Origin of the sequence: Nonomuraea sp. NPDC003804 (assembly GCF_040610675.1) — a bacterium.
Lineage (GTDB): Bacteria > Actinomycetota > Actinomycetes > Streptosporangiales > Streptosporangiaceae > Nonomuraea.
Window position 1 is genome coordinate 24,924 of sequence record NZ_JBEXMT010000025.1, and the last position, 20,513, is coordinate 45,436.

Here is a 20,513-nt window from a genome sequence, read left to right on the forward strand (position 1 = left end):
TCCTCGCACGCCCCGCCGTACCATGGGAAGGAGTGACATGGATCTTTCAGCCCGCCTCGAACCTGTCCTGGACATCGCACGGCAGTCGGCCAGGACGGTGGACGCCGACGGCGGCTTCCCGGTCCAGGCGGTTGACGCCGTGCGCCGTTCCGGCCTGCTGGGGTTGACCCTGCCGCCGCGGCGGGGCGGTCTCGGCGGCGGTCCCGAGGCGCTCGTGGAGGTGCTGAGCAGCCTCGCGGCCGTCTGCGGGTCCACGGCGATGGTCTATCTGATGCATGTGAGCGCGGCCATGGCGGTCGCCGCGGCACCGCCGAGCGGCCATCCCGCGCTGCTCGAGCGGCTCGCCTCGGACTGCCTGGCGACGCTGGCCTTCAGCGAGGCGGGATCGCGCTCCCACTTCTGGGCCCCGGTCTCGCAGGCCCGCCGTGAAGGGGACACGATCGCCGTGCGGGCCGCCAAGAGCTGGGTCACCTCGGCGGGTCATGCCCAGGTGTACGTGGTGTCCACCCTCGCCCCGGATGGCGAGCAGGGGGCGGTCGACCTCTACGCCGTCTTCGCCGAGAATCCCGGGGTCGAGGTCGCGGGCTCGTGGCGGGGGCTCGGCCTGCGCGGCAACGCGTCCTCTCCGATGCGCTTCGAGGTGCTCGCCGGCGACCGCGAGCGGATCGGCGAGCCGGGCGGCGGCTTCCCCCTGATGCTCCAGTCGGTGATGCCGTGGTTCAACCTCGGCAACGCCGCCGTCTCGCTCGGCCTGGCGCAGGCCGCGGTGGACGCGGCCGTGACGCACGCGAGCGGCGTCAGGTTCCAGCACACCGGCGAGGGCCTGGCGGACCTGCCGACCATCCGCGCGCAGCTGTCCCGCATCGCGCTGGACCTCGCGATGGCCCGCGCCTACGTGGAGAAGGCGGCCCGCAGCCTCGCCGCGCCCGACGACTCGACCATGCTGCACGTGCTCGGCGTCAAGGCGGCCGCCAACGACATGGCCCTGCGCGTCACCGACACGGCGATGCGGGTCTGCGGCGGCGCCGCCTTCTCCGAGCACCTTCAGCTCGAGCGGTTCTTCCGGGACGCCCGAGCCGGCCATGTCATGGCCCCGACCGCGGACGTCCTCTACGACTTCTACGGCAAGGCGATCACCGGACGGGAGCTGTTCTGATGCTGACGATCGGCGCGGTGGCCTACACACCCAACGTCGTGCCCATCTGGGAGGGCATCCGCGGCTACTTCGACGGCAGCGGCGCCGAGATGGACTTCGTGCTGTTCTCCAACTACGGCAGGCAGGTCGACTCCCTCCTCGCCGGCACCGTCGACATCGCCTGGAACACCAACCTGGCCTGGGTGCGAACCGTGCTCCAGACCGGCGGGAGCTGCCGCGCCCTGGCCATGCGCGACACCGACCTGACCTTCGCCAGCGTCCTGGTGGCGCGGGCGGGCAGCGGCCTCAGCGGTCTGGACGCCCTGCACCGTCGCCGCATCGCGCTCGGATCCCGCGACTCCGCCCAGGCGGCGATCCTGCCCGTGCATTTCCTCACCCGCGCCGGCGTCACCGACGTCGAGTACCTCCGCATCGACGGCGATCTGGGCAAGCACGGTGACACCGGCCGCAGCGAGCTGGACGCGATCCGCGCGGTGCTCGACGACCAGGCCGACGCCGCCGCGATCGGCATCACCACCTGGGAGGCCATCGGCAAGGACGAGCTCATGCCCGACGCGCTCGAGGAGGTGTGGCGCTCCGAGCCGTACTGCCACTGCAACTTCACCACCCTCCTGCCGCCCGAGCGCACCGAGCCGTGGGTGGAGCACCTTCTCGCGATGGACTGGAACGATCCCGCCCACCGGCCCATCCTCGAGATGGAGGGCCTGCGCCGGTGGGTGCGGCCCGAGCTGGACGGCTACGCCTCGCTGTTCGAGGCGGTGCGACGGCAGGGACTCTCGCCGACATGGTGATCCTCGACCTGGTCGAGCGGATGGGCGCGCTCCCCGTCGGGGCGACGGCCGAGGTCCCGCTCGGCGCCGGGGAGGCCGAGCTCGTCGAACGCTGGTGTGCCCGGACCGGGAACGAGCTCGTCGAGATCGGCCGGGGCGTGGCCGTGGTCCGGCGGGGCCGCCCGCCCGATCCCGTCGCCGATCTCCCGGCCGACCGGCGGCCGGGAGCCCGGCTCTGGCTCTACACGAACTTCGACTGCAACCTCGCCTGCGACTACTGCTGCTCGCGCTCCTCGCCACGGACCGCGCGCCGCGCGCTCGGCCTGGACCGGGTGCGCCGGATCATGGCCGAAGCCGAGGGGGTCACCGAGGTCTTCCTCACCGGCGGGGAGCCGTTCCTCCTGCCGGACCTGGACGAGATCGTGCGCGCCTGCACCGACCGGTTCCACACGACGCTGCTGACCAACGGGATGCTCTTCCGCGGCCACCGGCTCAATATGCTGCGCGCCATGCCGCGCGACCGGCTGGCGCTGCAGATCAGCCTCGACTCGCCCACCCCCGACCGGCACGACCGGCACCGCGGCAAGGGGAGCTGGGACCGCGCGATGGCGGGCATCAGGACCGCGCTCGACGAAGGGTTCCGCGTCCGCGTGGCGGCCACCATCGCGCCGGGGGAGGACACCGACGCCGAAGCGTTCCACGCCTGTCTCGACGGGCTCGGCATCGCCGTCCAGGATCGGGTCGTCCGGCCGGTGGCCAGGCGCGGCTCCGCCGAGGAGGGAGTCGCCCTCACCGTGGAGACCCTCGTGCCCGAGGTGACCGTGACCGCCGAAGGCGTCTACTGGCACCCCGTCGGCGCCGACCACCTCGACCAGCTGGTCACTCGGGAGATCTTCCCCCTCTCCGCCGCGATCGAGGAGGTACGGCGCCGCTTCGCCGAGTACCGGCGTGGCGCGATGGAGGCGGCCGCGAGCTTCCCCTGCGCGTGAAGCGTCCTCGTCGCGGCGGTCGTTCTCGCTAAACGGCCCGCCGGCCTGGTTGGTGCACGCTCCGCGCTGCCATGGAGAGGCTGCGGGTCGTAGACTGCGCGGCATGGGTGATCTTCCCGTTTACGATGTCGTGCTGCTGCCCCCGGCCGACGTCGCCGCGGCGGCCGTCCGGTTGAGCGAGCAGTGCGCGGAGGCGGCTCCCGCCGAGTTCGTCCTGGCCGAGGAGCGGGTGTATCCGCACCTGTCGCTGTTCATGGCCACCTTCGCACCCGAGCAGTGCGCGGCCGCCGTGCGGCTGCTGGGTGACATCAGCGCGCGGACGACGATGATCCCCTTGCGGGGTGATCACTTCGCGGGCAACGAGCACGGCATGTTCGAGCTGTTCTACGAGAAGACCGCGGCCGTCACCACCCTGCAGGAGGACATCCTGGCCACGGTGGCGCCGCTGCGCACGGGATGGCGGCGGCGCGATCCGGTCGGGCGCGTCCTGGCGGACTACCGGCGCACCGCTCCCGCGGCCGCCCGCGACAATCTCGAGCGGTACGGCTACGACGAGGTCGGCGCGCTGTTCCGCCCGCACATCACCCTGACCCGTTTCCAGAAGCCTGGTCAGGGAGTCGCGCCGGCGCTGCTGCCACCCGCGCGGTCGTTCACGGCGGCCTTCGACACGCTCGCGCTGTGCGTGATGGGCGAGCACGGCACCTGTACCGAGGTCGTCGCCCGCTTCGCCTTGGCCGGCGAGGCCGTCGGCCCGGCCCCAGCTCGCCCCTAGAGTGGAGATGGGATCTCTCCCGCCGGGATCGCGCGCGTCCCGTCCGATGTCTCCGGGGGCCTGGGCGCTCCAGGCCCCCGGAAACGGGTCAGCCGGTGGCGGCGTTGGAGTTGCCCGCCAGCTTGGTGGCGGCCAGGTCGTGCGCCAGGATCGCGGTCTCGACCGCGGCCACCGACGAGCTCTGCGTCACGCCCGGCAGGGTCGCGGTGTCCAGCGCGTACAGGGTGAACTCGTACTTGTGCGTGGAGCCGCCCGGGCACGGCCCGAAGTACTGCAGGGCCTTGTTGCCGCTGCTCATCGCCTTCTGCCTGGCCGGAGCCTGGCCGGGCACGTCGTAGCCGAGCCCGAGTCCCTCCGGCAGCGAGGCCTTGGCCGCCGGGATGTCCCAGATCGCCCAGTGCTTGCCGCCGTTGGCCGTGTCGATGAAGGTGATCGCGTAGCTCTTGGCCGTGGCCGGTCCGTTCGCCCAGGCCAGAGCGGGCGAGATGTCGTTGCCTGACACCCCGTCCTGCGCGCAGGTGTACCTCGCCGGGATGGTGCCGTTGTGCGCGAAGGCCGTGCTGGTCAGCGTGAACGGCGGGCCGGCGAACTTCAGCCTGACGATGTCGTTGTCGATGACGGTGGGTGTGCCGCCGTCCTTGTCGTTGTTGGTCGAGGTCAGCCACAGGCCGCCGTCGGGAGTCTTGACGACGGTGCGCAGCCTGCCCCACTGGCCGTTGAAGAAGGCGCGCGGGGTGTCGGTGGTGTTGCCGGTGATCTTCATGACCCACAGCCGCTGGCCGCGGACGGCCGCCATGTAGATCCAGTCGTTGACGATCTCCAGGCCGCTCGGCGAGGCCGACGAGACGCTCCACACCCTGACCGGGTTGACGTAGCGGGTGTCGCTGCAGGTGCCCTCGCAGGTCGGCCAGCCGTAGTTCTTGCCCGGCTGGATGAGGTTGAGCTCGTCCCAGGTGCCGTCGCCGAACTCCGACTCCCACAGCCTGCCCTGCGAGTCCCAGGCGATGCCCTGCGGGTTGCGGTGGCCGAGGCTGTAGACGCGCGGCGCGTTCGGGAACGGGTTACCGGGGGCGCCGGCACCCGTGGGCGTCACGCGCAGGATCTTGCCGTTGAGCGAGTTCAGGTCCTGCGACCTGCTGCTGGTCTGCGCGTCTCCGGTGGTGATGTACAGCATGCCGTCCGGACCGAACTTGATCCGCCCGCCGTTGTGGAACTTGGCCTTGGAGATGCCGGTGACGATCGGCTCGCGCGGGCCGATGGAGCCGTTCTCGTACTTGAAGCGCACGACCCGGTTGTCACTGGCGGCCGTGTGGTAGGCGTAGACGTAGTGGTCGGTCGCGAAGGTCGGCGACAGCGCCAGGCCGAGCAGGCCGCCCTCGCCGACGGTGGTCACAGCTTCGGTGACCTTGCCGACGGTGGTCTTCTGCCCGGTGGCGGTCACCCTGACGACCTCGAAGCGGTCGCGCTCGGCGACCAGCGCGCTGCCGTCGGGCAGGAAGGCGACGCCCCAGGGCAGGTCGAGCTTGGCGACGTCGCGGTCGAAGAGCGGGTCGCCGCCGGTGGCCTGCGTGGAGGTCCGCACCGTCAGCGCCGGGCTCCTGGCCGAGACGTTGCCGTTGGCGTCGAACGCCTCCACGGCGAAGGAGTACTCGGTGTTCTGCGTGAGCCCGTCCGCGGTGGCGGTCAGGTCGGGCACGGTGGCGAACTTGACGCCGCCACGGTAGACGTTGTAGCCGGTCACCTCGACGTTGTCGGTCGCTGCGTCCCACGCCAGGGTGACGCTGGTGGCGCTGACGTTCGTGGAGCGCAGGTTCGCGGGCACGCCGGGTGCCTCGTGGTCGTCGCTCGGCGGCGTCGTGATCGACACGTTGTCGCTGGCCGGCGAGCCGTTGCCGGCGGCGTCGTAGGCCAGCACGCTCAGCACGTAGGTGGTGTTGGGCGTCAGGCCGGTGACCGTGGCGGTCGTCTGGTTGCCGCCGACGGTCTTGACCACGTTGCCGCCGTTGTAGATCACGTAGCTGGAGACGCCCACGTTGTCGGTCGAGGCGTCCCACGCCAGATCGACGGCGTTCGGCCGTACGTCGCCGACGACCCTGAGGTTGCCCGGCGCGGTGGGGGGCTGCCCGTCAGGCGGCACCGTGGCGGTGATGCGGTCCAGGTTGGGTCCGCCGTTCACCGTCGTGGCGGCGGCGCGGAGCTTGTTGGCGCCGGCGATCAGCGGGACGGTCACGGTCTTCTCCACCCACGTCGTCCAGGCGCCGGTGCCGGGGAAGCTGACGTTGGTGGCCGCCGCCCCGTTGACCGAGACGCCCATCGGCCGGTCGACTGTGGTGCCGTTGGCGAAGCGGAACTTCACCTCGTAGTTGCCGGCCGTGGCGGCGTTGATCGTGAACTCCACGTGGGAGCCGACCACGTTGTCGTAGTTGACGAAGCCGGTCCCGGTGAAGCCGGCGTGGTTGGACTCCACCACGCCCTGGGAGATGGTCGCGTTCTCCGCCTGCAGCTCGGTGCTCGGCGCGGCCACCTCGACGTCGGCGAAGTCGAGGTTCGGGTTGCCGTTGGCCGTGGTGGCGGTGACACGGATCTTGTTGGTACCGGCGGTGAGGGGCGCGGTGAACGTGGCGGTGGCCCACGTGGTCCACGCGCCGGTGCCGGCGAAGACGTGTCCGGCCGAGATCACGCTGCCGTTGACCGCGATGTCGGCGGGCCGGTCGGCGGTGGTGCCGTTGGCGTAGCGGATGCCGATCGTGGCCTGGCCGGCCGTGGCGGCGTTGACGGTGAACTCGACGTGGCTGCCCGCCACGTTGTCGCCGTTGACGAAGCCGGCGCCGGAGAAGCCCGCGTGGTTGGACTCCACCGCGCCCTGGGAGACGGTCGCGTCCTCGGCCTCGTACCGGGTGGGCGCGGCCTCGGCGGGCACCGCCTGCAACGCGCTCACCAGTAATGCGGCCACGAGCGCGCCGGCCAACGCGCGCGCCCGGGAGAGAGATCGCATGGATCCTCCTAAGCGGGGGGTGATAGTTAAGAATATTTCCTAACTTGCGATTGATGGGATCACTCCCGACGAGGCCTGTCAAGCGAGATGACACATCCCGGGAGACCTCCCACCACTGGCGTACCGGCCGATCACCGCGCAGCTCGCACGCCGGGCGCGGCACCCCGATGGAGCGCCTCGGAACCCCCGGCTCCAGCCGGGGGTTCCGTCTGCGACGCGTCTTGACGATCGGCGGCGGTCGCCCGACCGCTTCCCGCATGCCGTGCGTTCCGTCGAGGATGGGGTGCCGGCTCCTCCTTGTGGTCCGAACTCGTCCGCCGGGCCTACCGAGGTCGGACGTTGTGGTTGCCGGCGAACAGATTGCCGGGGTCGTACTGACGCTTGACCGCCGCGAGCCGCTCATAGGTCTGCGGTGGGTAGATCGCGGCGACGTCCTTCTCGGTGGCGGAGGCGAGGAAGTTCGCGTAGGCGCCGTTGACGTGAGGCGCGAGTCTGCCCCAGATGGCTTCCAGAGCAGGACGAGCGGCCTCGACGACCGGCCGCGGACCCGCGGTGGTGGTCACGAACATCAACTCAGCTCGGCGATGCGCGTAGGCGGTGGCATCGTCGGGAACCCGGGACACCGCCCCGCCGACGCTGCGAACGGCGATCAACGGCGACCGCTCCGACGCCCCCACCTCAGCAAGGATCCGAAGGACCTCGGGCACCGATTCCCTGTCGACGAACGCGCTTCGGGTGAGCAACTGGATGCCAGGCGGCGGGGTCGCGCCATCCACGAGCGTGTCCGCATAGGGTCTTATAGGCCGGACTGCCCGAAGCCAGCACCGAGCGACGAGCCGATTCGTACTCCGCTCCGCCCGGTTCGATGATGTCGCCACCGAAGTGACGGCGAAGGGTTTCAAGCGCTGAGCTCATGATGTTCCTTCCACACGGCACGTCGCAGACCCCGCCCGAAGACCGCGGCGGGGGCATGAGGCAGGACGACAGCCGGCGCTCCGCCACCGAGGCGTTCGTCGCCCACCGCAACCTGCTGTTCACCGTCGCCTACGAACTGCTCGGCTCGGCCGCCGACGCCGAGGACGTCCTGCAGGAGACCTGGTTGCGATGGGCGGGCGTCGACCTCGGCACCGTACGGGATCAGCGTGCCTACCTGGTCCGCATCACCACCCGGCAGGCGCTGGGCCGGCTGCGTACGCTCGGCCGGCGCAAGGAGTCCTACGTCGGCCCCTGGCTGCCCGAGCCGCTGCTGACCGCGCCCGACGTGGCCGAGGACGTCGAGCTGGCCGACAGCGTCTCGATGGCGATGCTGCTGGTGCTGGAGACACTCACACCAACCGAGCGGGCGGTGTTCGTGCTGCGCGAGGTGTTCGATCTGGAGTACGACGAGATCGCCGAAGCCGTCGGCAAGAGCCCGGCCGCGGTCCGCCAGATCGCCCACCGGGCACGATCGCACGTCGCCGCGCGCCGGCCGCGCGGGGTCGTGTCCGCGGCCGAGACCCGCCAGGCGCTCGAGGCGTTCCAGCGGGCGATCGAAACCGGCGATTTACAACGACTGCTCGACGTCCTCGCGCCGGACGTCGTCCTCCTGGCCGACGGTGGCGGAGTCGTGCAGGCCGCGCCGGCGCCCGTCGTGGGGGCCGACCGGGTGGCCCACCTGCTGGGCAGGATCACCCCCGCGGCGTCGCTGCGGCCGGCACAAGTCAACGGTTACCCGGCGCTGGTCCTCCGGCGCGACGGCGAGATCGACACCGTCATGGCGGTACGCATCGACGACGGCCTCATCACCGGGCTCTACGCCGTACGCAATCCCGAGAAGCTGTCGCGCATGGAGCGGGAGACCGCCCTGCACCGCTGAACCCGGCGACCCACCCGACCGCACCGTCGACAGCAAAGGACGCAGGGTGGTCGCCTGGACTTCGGCGGCGAGGGGCGCGACTGTAGAAGGGAGCACTCCCCCCGCACGACAGCAGGCCCGGCGGCACGCACAGGCCGCCGGCACCGGACGGGAGGAGCCGCGCTCGTGGACATGAAGCTCGAGGTCGTGGTGGGGCCGGTCGCCGGCCTGGACCGTGCCGAGGACTTCTCCCGGGCACACAGGTGCCGGGGCGCTGCCCCACGCGGGGACCGGAGCACGACGGGTGTCCGGCCCGGTTCCGGACCGCCAGAGCCACCCTTCCTCCGCCCCGTTCGGTGAGCCCGATGCGAACGGCAGGGTGACGGGTGCTCCTCCTGCCGGCGAAGGACAGCCGGCGAAGCCTCGAGAGAAAGGAGCCGGCATGGCTGCGACCACACACCGTTCCATGCAGGTCGCCGAGCCCGGCGGGGAGATGTCCCTGGTCCTGGTGGATACCCGGGAGCCGGGCCCGGGCCAGGTGCGGATCACCGTCGAGGCGTGCGGGGTGTGCCACTCCGACGCGTTGATCACCGGCGGACACCTCCCGGGCACCACCTTCCCGGTCACGCCAGGACACGAGATCGCCGGACGTATCGACGCGGTCGGCGGCGACGTCACCGGCTGGTCCGTCGGTGACCGGGTGGCGGTCGGCTGGTACGGAGGCAGCTGCGGCCACTGCGACGCCTGCAGGGAGGGCGACGGCGTCCTGTGCCCCGAGCTCCAGGTGCCGGGTGCCGCGTACGCCGGAGGGTTCGCCGACTCGGTCGTGGTGCCGGCCGTCGCCCTGGCCGCAGTCCCGGACGAGCTGACGGCGGTGGAGGCCGCGCCCCTGGCCTGCGCCGGCGTGACCGTGTACAACGCGCTGCGCCGCAGCAGCGCGCGTCCCGGCGACACCGTCGCGGTCCTCGGCCTGGGCGGGCTTGGGCACCTGGGCGTGCAGTTCGCCGCGAGGATGGGCTTCAACACCGTCGCGATGGCCCGCGGTCCCGACAAGGCGTCGCTGGCTCACAAGCTCGGCGTGTCCCGCTACATCGACAGCGCCACCGAGCAGACCGCCGACGCGCTGCAGGCGTACGGGGGAGCCAAGGTGGTGCTGGCGACGGTGACCAGCGCCGCGGCGATGTCCGCGACGGTCGACGGGATGGGGCGCCGTGGTGAGCTCATCATCGTCGGCGTCGACATGGAGCCGCTGGACATCACGCCCCTGCAGCTCGTCAGCGGGGCCAGGCGGGTGTACGGCCACGCTTCGGGCATCGCGGTCGACACCCAGGACACCATGAGGTTCGCGGCCCAGAGCGGCGTCCGGGCCTGGACCGAGGAGGTCCCGCTGGAGGAGGCCGGTGCGGCTGTCCAGAAGATGATGTCCGGTCAGGCCCGCTTCCGCATGGTCCTGACCACCGGTAACTGAATATCTCGTGTGCGGGACATATCTCGTGTGCGGGACGCCCGGCCCTTCCCGTGGCGGCCCACCGGTCCGGGCCGGCGACGAGGGCTTCGTCGCGCCGGCCGATCCCGAGGACAACCAGCTCTGCCTGCTCGACCGACGGCATCCCGAAGGATGCCTGGTGGGATCGCTGTAGGGGGAATCATGAACAGAATCGTCGTCGCCGGGCTCGGGGTGGTGGCCGTCCTCGGCCTGTCCGCGGGCTCAGCCCAGGGCGGGATCGGCCCCGTGCATGAGGTGAGCGAGCAGCAGTACGAGATCCTGATCAATCAGTGCCGGTACGCGGACACGCCGGATGCGCGGGCCGAGTGCCGCTCGGAGGTCAGGCGGACCTATCGCATCGGGCGAGCCGACCCGACGCTGGACTGCCGCACGTATTCCGGGGTGAGCGTGTGCGGCGAGCTGAGACTGAGCCCCTCCGAACGCGCGTGCGTGAAGGACTCGGTCGCGAAGGGTCTCCCCTTCCGCCGCGCCGAGGTCGAGTGCTACGCCTTGAAGCCTTGACCGGCAGCGCCGGCTCATGGCGAGGTGGGACAGCGTCCTGCTGTCCCACGATGTCGAGTCCCGCGCTCTCCCACCTCGCACCGGCAGTGCTGTCGCCCACCGCCCGGCGACGGGCACAGCCACCTCCGACACCTCGACCAGGAGGACACAGGCCGGCGACATCCGGCTAGGGACGGTCGTGTTCTCCGGGGCGGACGAGGCCGCTTTCGTAGGCGAAGACCACCGCCTGGACGCGGGTGGTCAGGTTGAGCTTCATGAGGATCCGGGACAGGTGGGTTTTGACCGTCGCCTCGCCCAGGTACAGCCGGGCCGCGATCTGGGTGTTCGTCAGGCCCTGTGCCAGCATCCTCAGCACGTCCGTCTCCCGGCTGGTGAGCGAGTCCAGCTCGGCTGTCCGGCTCGTCGTGCGGGTGGGCTCCGGCTGACCGGCGAACGCGGCGATCACCCGCAGGGTCACCGCCGGGTGCAGCAGTCCCCCGCCGGCCGCGACCGTCCGGACCGCCTCGACCAGTTGCTCGGGCGGGGCGATCTTGAGCAGGAAGCCGCTGACCCCGGCGCGCAGGGCGGCGGCGACGTGCTCGTCCTCGTCGAACGTGGTGAGCACGATGACCTTGCTGTCCGGGTGATCCCGTACGAGCCGCCGTGACGCCTCCAGCCCGTCCATCCTGGACATGCGCACGTCCATCAGCACGACGTCCGGCCGGGTGCGCGCGACCAGGTCGAGAGCCTCGACACCGTCGGAGGCCTCGCCGACGACCTCGATGTCCGGCTCGCCGCTCAGCACCATGCGCAGGCCCACGCGGACCATCACCTCGTCGTCGACGAGTGCTACCGAGATCGTCATGATGTCGCTCCTCGGACGTCCGGCAGCCGGGTCATCGTCATGGCCACCGATCGTAACCATCCGCGGCATCGGCCGACTCCGCCGGATGGCGGACCCTGCCGGTCTGCCGGGTCCGCCGAACAGCGGACCCGCCCGGCATCCGGCCCACCGCAGCGAGGAGCGGTCATGTACCCGACGGTCCGCGACCGGTCGACCGGTGGGCAACCGTACTCCGATGGTAGGGCTTACCCTCCCATCGAGACGGGTGCAGTCATGATCCCGGCCAGGAGGGATCCTGGCCAGACTCCTCGGCATGTCCAACGTTCAGAGTGTCCGGCCCCAGACCGGCAGCGACTACGCCCGGCTCCTCAAGCGCGTCACCGCGGCCGGGCTGCTAGGGCGCCGGCCCGGCTACTATGCCCGCAGGATCGCGCTGGTCGCAGGACTCTACCTGGCCGGGCTGGCCGCCTTCTTCGCCCTGGGCGACTCCTGGTGGCAGGTGCTCGTCGCCGCCTTCTTCGCGATCATGTTCGCCCAGGTGGCGCTCCTCGGCCACGACATCGCCCACCGCCAGGTCTTTCGCACCATGCGCCCGACCAGGATCAGCGGGTGGATCGCCGGCAATCTCATGATCGGGATGGGCTACGGCTGGTGGATGGACAAGCACACCCGCCACCACGCCAACCCCAACCACGAGGAGCTGGATCCGGACGTCGCGCCGGACATCCTGGTCTGGTCCACCGACCAGGCCCGGGCCAGCAGCGGCCTGTCCAGGTTCATCGGACGTCGTCAGGCGGCGCTGTTCTACCCGCTGCTCCTGCTCGAAGGCCTGAACCTGCACGTGTCGGGCTTCCGCTCACTGCGCAACCCGGCCGTCAAGCACCGCCCCGTCGAGGGCACCCTGCTGGCCGCGCACGTGATCGCCTACCTGGCCGCGCTCTTCCTGGTGCTCTCCCCCGGCAAGGCGCTGGTCTTCCTCGTGGTGCACCAGGGTCTGTGGGGTCTCTACATGGGGTCGGTGTTCGCGCCTGGGCACAAGGGCATGCCCACCCTCAAGCCTGGGGAGGAGCTGGACTACCTGCGCCGCCAGGTACTGACCACCCGCGGCGTTCGCGGCGGCTGGTTCATCGACACCGCCATGGGCGGCTTGAACTACCAGATCGAGCATCACCTGTTCCCGAACATGCCCACGCCGCACCTGGGGAAGGCCCAGGTCATCGTGCGGGAGTACTGCGCCGAGATCGGACTCCCCTACTGCGAGACGGGGTTGCTGGAGTCCTACCGGCTGATGCTCCGCCACCTGCACACGGTGGGCGCGCCGATCCGCGCCGTGTAGCGCCCGGGGCCGCCCGCCAGGGCGAAGGCCGCTGGTCGAGGGGCCGCCGATCCCGCGTGAGGCGGCGGGGCGCCAGGGTGCGCGGGTTCGGCTGATAGGAAGGGCCCATGAGTGAGCAGACTGGACCCGCCCCGCGCCGCCTGACCCCCGAGGAACTGGAGTCACTCCTGCAGGAGCAGCAGTTCGGGGTGCTGGCGACGGTGAAGCGCAGCGGCCACCCGGCCATGTCGACCGTCCTGTACCGCTGGAGCCCCGCCGAGCGCGTCATCCGGATCTCCACCACGGCCGACCGGCTGAAGGCGCGGCAGGTCCGTAACGACCCGCATGTCGCCCTCCATGTCAGTGGCCCCGACGTGTGGTCGTTCGCGGTGGCCGAGGGGGAGGCCGAGGTGCTGGACAGTCCCGAGGAACTGCTGGCGTTCGCCGGAGAGGTGACCGATCCGGCGGCTTTCCTGGAGCAGCAGGCGCTCGAGCGGCGCGTGGTGATCAAAATCAAGCTTTCCCGCCTGTACGGCACGGCCCTGGACCTTTCCTGACGCCGGCGCCGACCCTCGCGTGCGCCACGTCTAACTATTTTGCATAGTAGTTAACGGGACAGGCGCCGTGGGGCGCGGCGCCGCCGGACGGACGGAGGCGGACGTGTCGATCGGAGAGCTCAAGGACCGCAGCACCGCGATCCTCGACGTGAGCGGGCTGCGGTGGGCCTCGGAACAGAGCGTCGTGCACGCGGTCCTGAGCCGCCGCCCCGGGGTGCTGGACGTCGAGGTCAATCCGGTGGCGCAGACGGCCACCGTGGTGTTCGACCCCAGGGCCACGTCGGTGGCCGACCTGCGCCGGTGGGTGCGGGAGTGCGGCTATCACTGCGCCGGGCAGTCCGTGCCGGCCCACATCTGCGATCCGATGCTGGAGCCCGACCCGCCGGGAGATGAGCACGCGCGCCACGGCGCCGCGACCGCCGTACGGGAGAAGGCGGCGGGTGCGGGCCACGAGGGTGAGCCGTCGCCGCACGACATGACGGGGCACGACGGTGACGCCGGCCTGTCGATGGAGGCGATGGTCGCCGACATGCGCAACCGGTTCCTGGTGGCGGCCGCGCTGTCGGTACCGATCCTGATCTGGTCGCCGATCGGGCGCGAGGTGTTCGGCCTGCGCGTGCCGGTTCCGTTCGGGCTGCGCGAGGACGTGTGGGCGCTGCTGCTCAGCCTGCCGGTGATCTTCTACTCGTCGTGGATCTTCTTCGAGGGCGCGGTGCGGGCTCTGCGCGCCCGCACGCTCGACATGATGGTGCTGGTGGCGGTGGCCATCGGGGCGGGCTGGCTGTACTCGGTCATCGTCACCTTCACCGGCGGCGGCGAGGTGTTCTACGAGGCGGCCACCGTGCTCGCCGCCTTCGTGCTGCTCGGCCACTGGTTCGAGATGCGCGCCAGAGGCGGGGCCAACGACGCCATCCGGGCCCTGCTCGACCTGGCGCCGCCCAAGGCGCTCGTCGTCCGCGACGGCGAGCCGGTCGAGGTGCCCACGGCCGAGGTGGTCACGGGCGATCTCCTGCTGGTACGGCCCGGCGCCAAGATCCCCGTCGACGGAGTGGCCGAGGACGGCGAGAGCGACGTGGACGAATCCATGGTCACCGGCGAGAGCCTGCCGGTGCACAAGACCGCCGGCTCGACCGTCATCGGGGCGACCATCAACAGGAACGGCACCCTGCGCGTGCGGGCCACCAAGGTGGGAGCCGACACCGCGCTCGCCCAGATCGTCAAGCTGGTCCAGCAGGCGCAGAACTCCAAGGCGCCCGGTCAGCGGCTGGCCGACCGGGCGGCGTTCTGGCTGGTGCTCGTCGCTCTCGTCGGCGGTGCCCTGACCTTCGCCGCCTGGCTGGCGGCGGGGGCGGGCCTCAGTACGGCGGTGCTCTTCGCCATCACCGTGGTGGTCGTCACCTGCCCGGACGCCCTCGGCCTGGCCACACCCACCGCGATCATGGTCGGTACGGGACTGGGCGCCAAGCGTGGCGTGCTGTTCAAGAACGCGATGGCGCTGGAGAGCGCCGCCCGCATCCAGGCGGTCGTCATGGACAAGACCGGGACGCTGACCAAGGGCGAGCCCGAGGTCACCGACGTGATCACCGAGGGCATCGGCGAGGACCGGCTGCTGCGCCTGGTCGCCGCCGTCGAGCGTGAGTCCGAGCATCCGCTGGCCGAGGCCATCGTCCGGGAGGCCGACGGGCGGGGAGTCGACTCCGCGCGTGCGGTCACGTTCGAGAACGTCCCAGGCCATGGCGCGATCGCCGTCGTGGACGGAAGCCGCGTCGTGGTGGGCAACCGCAGGCTGATGGCGGCCGAAGGCATCGAGCTGGGCGAGCTGGCCGGCCGCCGCGAGGAGCTGGCCGCCGGCGGGCGCACGGCCGTGATCGCCGCGGTGGACGGTCGGGCCGCCGGGCTGTTCGGCATCGCCGACGCGCCGCGCGAGACGTCCGCGGCGGCGGTGGCGGCCCTGCACGAGGCAGGCGTCGAGGTCATCATGCTGACGGGCGACAACGAGGCCACGGCGCGGCGGATCGCCGAGCGGCTGGGAATCGACACGGTGATCGCGGAGGTGCTGCCGGGTGACAAGGCGGCCAGGATCGCCGAGCTGCAGGCCGGCGGCCGGAAGGTCGCCATGGTGGGCGACGGGGTGAACGACGCCCCCGCGCTGGCCAGGGCCGACCTCGGCATCGCCATCGGCGCGGGCACGGATGTGGCGATCGAGACCGCCGACGTGGTGCTCATGCGTTCCGATCCGCTGGACGTCCCCACCGCCCTGACCATCGGCCGCGGCACGCTGCGCAAGATGCGGCAGAACCTGGGCTGGGCGGTCGGCTACAACGCGATCGCGCTGCCGATCGCGGCGGGCGTCTTCGAACCTGCCTTCGGCCTGGTGCTCCGTCCGGAGATCGCCGCCCTGTCGATGTCCGGGTCCAGCGTCATCGTCGCGCTCAACGCGCTCGCCCTGAAGCGGCTCCGCCTCCCCGGGCCGCCTCGATGACCCCGCGGCCCTGAGCCACCGCCCGGACGCCCGACCGCCGGACGCCCGACGGCCGGGCGACGGGTGACGGCCGGGCGGCGGGTGACGGCAAAGACGCGGCGCGAAGGATAGCCGGCCGACATCCGGGCAGAATTCACTATGGCTGGTAGTACGTGTTCGGCAGAGGCGGCCCTGCCGCCGATCCGGAACGGCCGCGCCCGACAGCCTCCACGCCGGGCGTCGCGACCGCAGGGAGGAGATCACTCGATGCGTGCGATCAACAAGCTTCCACTGGCCGGAGCCGGAGCGGCGGTCGTCCTGCTCGCCGTCACGGGCTTCGCTGGCGCCGGCGGTCTCCAGGCCGCGTCCGCGGCGCCCGGTCCCGCCACCGCGACCGCGGCGCCATCCGCCGCCCCCAAGAATTCCCTGGTGGAGGTGACGATGAAGGAGTTCTCCTTCGCCTTCGCCAGGAACACCCTGCCCGCCGGCACCTACACCTTCGTGCTGGACAACGCGGGCAAGGCACCCCACGCGATGGCGATCATAGGGCCGGGCATGAAGAAGGGGCAGCAGTCGAAGACCGTCGAACCCGGCCAGAAGGGCCGGTTCACCGTCACCCTCCAGCGCGGCCGGTACGCGGTGTGGTGCCCGATCGGCAATCACCGGGCGCAGGGCATGCAGACCACCCTCACCGTGACCTGAGCGGCGGACCACCTTTCTACGACGCTACATAGGAGATACCGGTAGCATGCGACCGTGGGAATGGAGCGGGAGGCATCGCTGACCGGCGCGCTGTCGCGCCTTCTGCTCCTTGTGTTCCTCGTGGTGGGTGTGGCCGCGATGCACACCTTCGGGCACCTCGACAACCGGCACGAAGCCACACCCCACGCGACGACGGGCGCGCTCCACCCGGAAGGCGCTCACCCCACCAGGCCGGACGCCGGACCCATCCGCCCACAGGCCGACCCCGGCCGTCCAGACGTCGATTCCAGCCACCCGGATGCGGGTCCCGGCCACCCACAGGCGAATCCCGGCCACCCGGATGCCGATCCCGGCCGTGCGGACGCCGATCCTGGCCGTGCGGACGCCGATCCCGGCCACGCACCGGGCGGGGCACCCGGCACCGTGTCGATCTGCCTGGCGATCATCGCCGCGCTGCTGGCCCTGGCCCCGCTGCGGATGCGGCTGGCCGACCCGTTCGACGCGTGGCTCCGACCAGGCGCCGGACGGCGAGCACCGCCCGCGCTTGCGGGGACGCCTCCCCTGTCGCTCACCCTGACGCGCACGGTCGTGCTGCGGACCTGAGTGGAGACCCGGACCGCGGCGGCTCCACGCCCGGTCCGGTCCCGCCCATCCGTCAGCACGACCTTCAGCGAGGCATCGATCATGCACCACATCAGCCGGCGTACCCTGCTCAGAACCGGTCTCGGCCTGCTGGGCGGCGCCGCCCTCACCGCGTGCGCCCAGACCCCCTCGTCCCCGTTCCTCAGCCCGACCAGCGAACAGGTCCGCGCCGCCGAGCGGGCCCGCCGTACGGGAGCGGTGCGCGACTTCCGCTTGACGGCCGCCCCCGCCGAGGTGGACCTGGGCGGCTTGATCGCGCGGACCTGGGCCTACGACGGCCGGATCCCCGGCACCCCGATGCGGGTCAAGGCCGGCGAGGTGGTCCGCGCCCGCCTGTCCAACGACCTGCCCACCGACACCAGCGTCCACTGGCACGGTCTGGCCCTCCGCAACGACGCCGACGGCGTGCCCGCCGTCACCCAGCGGCCCGTCACCGCCGGCACCGCGTACACCTACGAGTTCGCCGCTCCCGATCCGGGCACCTATTGGTTCCATCCGCACACCGGGACCCAGCTCGACCGCGGGTTGTACGCCCCGCTGATCGTGGAGGACCCGGACGAGCCGCTGGGTTACGACGACGAATGGATCGTGGTCCTCGACGACTGGCTCGACGGGATCACCGGCACCCCGGACGAGGTGCTCGCCGCGTTGTCCGGCGGCATGGGCATGGATCACGGCGGGGGTACGGCGACCGCCACGCCTGAGCGGATGCCGGGCATGGACCATGGCACGACCCCGCCCCGGCCGGGGACGGCCACGCACATGCTGATGGGCGCGACCAGCGCGCTTCTTGGCGGGGACGCGGGCGACGTGCGCTACCCGCACTTCCTGCTCAACGGCCGGATCGCCACCGCGCCGGAGACCTTCCGCGCCAGGCCGGGCACCCGGCTGCGCCTGCGGATCATCAACGCGGGCGGTGACACCGCCTTCCGCGTGGCCCTGGCCGGGCACCGCATGACCGTCACGCACACCGACGGCTTCGCCGTCCGGCCGGCCGAGACGGACGCCCTGCTGCTGGGCATGGGCGAGCGCTACGACGTGCTGGTCACCCTCAAGGACGGTGTGTTCCCGCTGGTCGCCCTCGCGGAAGGGAAGGACGCCGTGGCGCGCGGGCTGATCCGCACCAGCCGCACCCCCGCGGCGCCCGAGCCGGACCTGCGCCCACGCGAACTCGAGGGCGAGGTGGTGCGCTACGCCGAGCTCCGCCCCGGCGAGGCCGTACGGCTCGCGCCCAGGAAGCCCGACCGCACCGTCGAGCTGGAGCTCACCGGCGGCATGATGGCCTACGACTGGGGGATCAACGGCAGGAAGTACGACCCGGCGATCGTTTCCGCGGTGCGCTCCGGGGAGCGGGTCCGCCTGTCGTTCGTGAACCGCACCACGATGTGGCACCCGATGCACCTGCACGGCCACACGTTCGCGCTGGCCCGGGGAGGCATCCGCAAGGACACCGCGATCGTCATGCCGAACGGCACGCTGGACGTCGACTTCGACGCCGACAACCCGGGGCTGTGGATGATCCACTGCCACAACGTCTACCACGCCGAGTCCGGCATGATGACGCTCCTCGGCTACCTGCGGTAACCGGCCATGCCTGCGCCCCGTGACGGGCGCAGGCCCCGATCGCCCGCGTCCCGGTAGGGCCGGGCCTCGGGCGATCGGCCGTTCGGGGGCGGCAGCGGGGCTCGCCCCACGCCGCCGCTGTCGCCGGCGACCGGGTCCCGGACGATCGGCCGTTCAGCGGCGGCGTCGGTTCGCCCCGACGCCGCCGCTGACCCGCTCAGAGCCGATCGAGGATCTGCTGCAGCTGGGCGACCTCGGCCTGCTGCGTCGTCTCGATCGTCTTGGCGAGCTCCTTGGCCGCAGGACTGGACCCCTGGGCCTGCTCGGTCCTGGCCATCTCGATGGCCCCGTTGTGATGGGCGATCATCTGCTGGGCGAACAGCCGGTCGAAGGCCGCGCCCTTGGCCGCCTCGAGCTTCTTCAGGTCGTCCTCGCTCATCATCCCCGACATGCCGTGACCCGCCATGTGCCCGGCCGACTCGGGCTTGCCCCAGTCCTTCAGCCAGCCCCGCAGGGTCCGGATCTCGGGGTCCTGCGCGGCCTTGATCTTCACGGCCAGGTCCTTGACCTCCGCCCCGGACGCGCGGGTCCCGGCCAGCTCGGCCATCTCGACCGCCTGCTGGTGGTGCGGAATCATCATCTGCGCGAACATCACGTCCGCGTCGTTGAAGCCGGCGCCAGGCTGGGCGCCGGTCGGCGTCACGGCAGGGCTGCCGGTGGCGCTCATGCCGGGCCCGGCACCGGTCGTCGTCACGGCGGGGGCACCGGTGGCGCTCATGCCGTGCCCGGCCGTCGCGCCGCCGCCGCACGCCGTCAGCACCGCCAGGGATGCCGCTCCCGCGACCGCGGTCAGCGCGAGCCTGCGGATTGCGGATCGGTTGTCGTCCATACTGCTTGCCTTCTCTCGATCTCCGATGCGTTGGACCGTGCCGCGGACAGAGCCGGTCCGGCTGTCCGCGGAAGTGGCCGGCCTATACGCGGAGAACCGAGAGCTCGGCCAGGCGCACCGCCGTCTTCCTGGGTGGCGGCCTGGCCAACCGGTGCGGGCCCGGGAGGGAGACCGGCACGACGAGGAGGCGCCGTCCGGCGCTCCCCTTCGCGGCGATCAGCCACAGCACCAGGAAGGGCGTCATGACGGCCAGGCACACCGCCGTCGGGTCGAGCCCGGGTGTGTCACCGCCCTGCGGCACCGCCTGGGGCGTCTGCCCGTGGTGCGGCATCGCGTGCTCGGAGATCGCGTGATCGGCGCTCACGTGGCCCAGCGAGTGCATGCAGGCGACGCCGAAGGCGAGCGCGACCACGACGAGCCAGCGCGGCAGCCTCGCGCCCGCCCCCTTGATCACAGCACTCCCCCGATCACACGTCCTATCCACTGTAGTAGATCGCGGACTCCGGAAAGGACGGCGTCGCGACTCGCACATCTCGTTAACTCAGTGTAGAAGCAATGCATACGTTCAGTGAGCTAGCGTCGTCAGCGTGACCTGGAGCCGCGCGCCACGGACGCCAGCTCGCCGAGCTTCCATCGTGCTCGGGCTGCTGGCGGTCACCGTCGTGCTCCACCTCCTGATGTGCGCCTTCGGCCCGCACGGTCACCACGCCGCCGCCGACGTTCACGCGGCGGGCGCCACCACCTCTCACTCGCACCACCATGCTCCAGGCGGCCGTGAACACGCCGAGAGCTGCGACATGCCGGCCACCCAGCCGAGCCCAGGGTCCGGCCTCGCCGTACCGGCCGGCGCGCGGGTGGCCGCCGAGGAACTGACGGAGCGGCCCCCGTCACGGCCGGACCGGCCGGCCGACGCCGCCAAGCCGAGCGGGGTCGCCATCCTCACCATGGTGTGCGTGACACGGGTGTAGCAGGCAGGCGTGTGCCCGGCACACGCCTGCCCGAGACATCCGTACGCACGCGTCATGGCAAGGACATTC

Annotated in this window: 19 protein-coding genes; 14 read left to right on the top strand and 5 right to left on the bottom strand. The window is 71.5% G+C overall.

Annotated features, from left to right (window positions below; all coding sequences use genetic code 11):
- Positions 1 to 37: 37 nt before the first annotated feature.
- The 4 genes from ABZX22_RS30380 (at position 38) to ABZX22_RS30395 (ending at position 3,687) form a co-directional block, all read left to right on the top strand.
- A complete protein-coding gene (locus ABZX22_RS30380; protein WP_354915273.1) occupies positions 38 to 1,156 on the top strand; it encodes an acyl-CoA dehydrogenase in 1,119 nt (372 codons plus the stop codon).
- Positions 1,156 to 1,947 (top strand): PhnD/SsuA/transferrin family substrate-binding protein, encoded by a 792-nt coding sequence (locus ABZX22_RS30385; protein WP_354915276.1) that lies wholly within the window; start codon positions 1,156 to 1,158, stop codon positions 1,945 to 1,947. Before ABZX22_RS30380 ends, ABZX22_RS30385 begins: the two co-directional genes overlap by 1 nt.
- Positions 1,941 to 2,915 carry a radical SAM protein gene (locus ABZX22_RS30390; protein ID WP_354915279.1) on the top strand — a complete coding sequence of 325 codons (975 nt, stop codon included), beginning with the start codon at positions 1,941 to 1,943 and terminating at the stop codon, positions 2,913 to 2,915. The genes ABZX22_RS30385 and ABZX22_RS30390 overlap by 7 nt, the downstream gene beginning before the upstream one ends.
- Before the next feature lie 103 nt (positions 2,916 to 3,018).
- Positions 3,019 to 3,687, top strand: a complete 669-nt coding sequence (locus ABZX22_RS30395; protein ID WP_354915282.1) for a hypothetical protein — start codon at positions 3,019 to 3,021, stop codon at positions 3,685 to 3,687.
- A gap of 88 nt (positions 3,688 to 3,775) precedes the next feature.
- Here the strand turns inward: ABZX22_RS30395 and ABZX22_RS30400 are convergent, their stop codons facing one another.
- Together ABZX22_RS30400 and ABZX22_RS30405 are read right to left on the bottom strand one after the other, a co-directional pair.
- Positions 3,776 to 6,682: a YbhB/YbcL family Raf kinase inhibitor-like protein gene (locus ABZX22_RS30400; protein WP_354915285.1), complete on the bottom strand. Its 2,907-nt coding sequence runs from the start codon at positions 6,680 to 6,682 to the stop codon at positions 3,776 to 3,778.
- 323 nt (positions 6,683 to 7,005) lie between these two features.
- Entirely contained in the window at positions 7,006 to 7,458 is a 453-nt protein-coding gene (locus ABZX22_RS30405) for a BBE domain-containing protein (RefSeq protein WP_354915288.1), read from the bottom strand.
- A gap of 194 nt (positions 7,459 to 7,652) precedes the next feature.
- Between ABZX22_RS30405 and ABZX22_RS30410 the strand changes: the two genes are divergently transcribed.
- The 3 genes from ABZX22_RS30410 to ABZX22_RS30420 all read left to right on the top strand — a co-directional run bounded on the left by ABZX22_RS30410 (position 7,653) and on the right by ABZX22_RS30420 (position 10,524).
- Positions 7,653 to 8,537 (top strand): RNA polymerase sigma-70 factor, encoded by an 885-nt coding sequence (locus tag ABZX22_RS30410; RefSeq protein ID WP_354915291.1) that lies wholly within the window; start codon positions 7,653 to 7,655, stop codon positions 8,535 to 8,537.
- Positions 8,538 to 8,958: 421 nt separating this feature from the next.
- A complete protein-coding gene (locus ABZX22_RS30415; protein WP_354915294.1) occupies positions 8,959 to 9,984 on the top strand; it encodes an alcohol dehydrogenase catalytic domain-containing protein in 1,026 nt (341 codons plus the stop codon).
- A gap of 180 nt (positions 9,985 to 10,164) precedes the next feature.
- Positions 10,165 to 10,524, top strand: a complete 360-nt coding sequence (locus tag ABZX22_RS30420) for a hypothetical protein (RefSeq protein ID WP_354915297.1) — start codon at positions 10,165 to 10,167, stop codon at positions 10,522 to 10,524.
- 166 nt (positions 10,525 to 10,690) lie between these two features.
- Here the strand turns inward: ABZX22_RS30420 and ABZX22_RS30425 are convergent, their stop codons facing one another.
- Positions 10,691 to 11,368 (bottom strand): response regulator transcription factor, encoded by a 678-nt coding sequence (locus ABZX22_RS30425; protein ID WP_354915300.1) that lies wholly within the window; start codon positions 11,366 to 11,368, stop codon positions 10,691 to 10,693.
- Between the two features lie 292 nt (positions 11,369 to 11,660).
- Here ABZX22_RS30425 and ABZX22_RS30430 point away from each other — a divergent pair, with 292 nt between their 5' ends.
- The 6 genes from ABZX22_RS30430 (at position 11,661) to ABZX22_RS30455 (ending at position 18,608) form a co-directional block, all read left to right on the top strand.
- Positions 11,661 to 12,683, top strand: a complete 1,023-nt coding sequence (locus tag ABZX22_RS30430; RefSeq protein WP_354915303.1) for an acyl-CoA desaturase — start codon at positions 11,661 to 11,663, stop codon at positions 12,681 to 12,683.
- A gap of 107 nt (positions 12,684 to 12,790) precedes the next feature.
- Complete coding sequence (locus tag ABZX22_RS30435; protein WP_354915306.1) at positions 12,791 to 13,219, top strand: TIGR03618 family F420-dependent PPOX class oxidoreductase; 429 nt, start codon at positions 12,791 to 12,793, stop codon at positions 13,217 to 13,219.
- Positions 13,220 to 13,322: 103 nt separating this feature from the next.
- Positions 13,323 to 15,701, top strand: coding sequence for a heavy metal translocating P-type ATPase (locus tag ABZX22_RS30440; protein ID WP_354915309.1), 2,379 nt, complete (start codon positions 13,323 to 13,325; stop codon positions 15,699 to 15,701).
- A 246-nt stretch (positions 15,702 to 15,947) separates the two neighbouring features.
- Positions 15,948 to 16,382, top strand: coding sequence for a cupredoxin domain-containing protein (locus tag ABZX22_RS30445; protein ID WP_354915312.1), 435 nt, complete (start codon positions 15,948 to 15,950; stop codon positions 16,380 to 16,382).
- A 60-nt stretch (positions 16,383 to 16,442) separates the two neighbouring features.
- On the top strand, positions 16,443 to 16,985 hold the full coding sequence (locus ABZX22_RS30450) for a hypothetical protein (protein WP_354915573.1): 543 nt from the start codon (positions 16,443 to 16,445) through the stop codon (positions 16,983 to 16,985).
- Positions 16,986 to 17,066: 81 nt separating this feature from the next.
- Positions 17,067 to 18,608, top strand: coding sequence for a multicopper oxidase family protein (locus tag ABZX22_RS30455; protein WP_354915315.1), 1,542 nt, complete (start codon positions 17,067 to 17,069; stop codon positions 18,606 to 18,608).
- Between the two features lie 196 nt (positions 18,609 to 18,804).
- Here ABZX22_RS30455 and ABZX22_RS30460 read toward each other — a convergent pair whose 3' ends face one another.
- Positions 18,805 to 19,476: a DUF305 domain-containing protein gene (locus ABZX22_RS30460; protein WP_354915318.1), complete on the bottom strand. Its 672-nt coding sequence runs from the start codon at positions 19,474 to 19,476 to the stop codon at positions 18,805 to 18,807.
- A gap of 82 nt (positions 19,477 to 19,558) precedes the next feature.
- Positions 19,559 to 19,930 carry a hypothetical protein gene (locus tag ABZX22_RS30465; protein ID WP_354915321.1) on the bottom strand — a complete coding sequence of 124 codons (372 nt, stop codon included), beginning with the start codon at positions 19,928 to 19,930 and terminating at the stop codon, positions 19,559 to 19,561.
- Positions 19,931 to 20,063: 133 nt separating this feature from the next.
- Here ABZX22_RS30465 and ABZX22_RS30470 point away from each other — a divergent pair, with 133 nt between their 5' ends.
- Positions 20,064 to 20,444 (top strand): hypothetical protein, encoded by a 381-nt coding sequence (locus ABZX22_RS30470; protein WP_354915324.1) that lies wholly within the window; start codon positions 20,064 to 20,066, stop codon positions 20,442 to 20,444.
- Positions 20,445 to 20,513 lie beyond the last annotated feature (69 nt).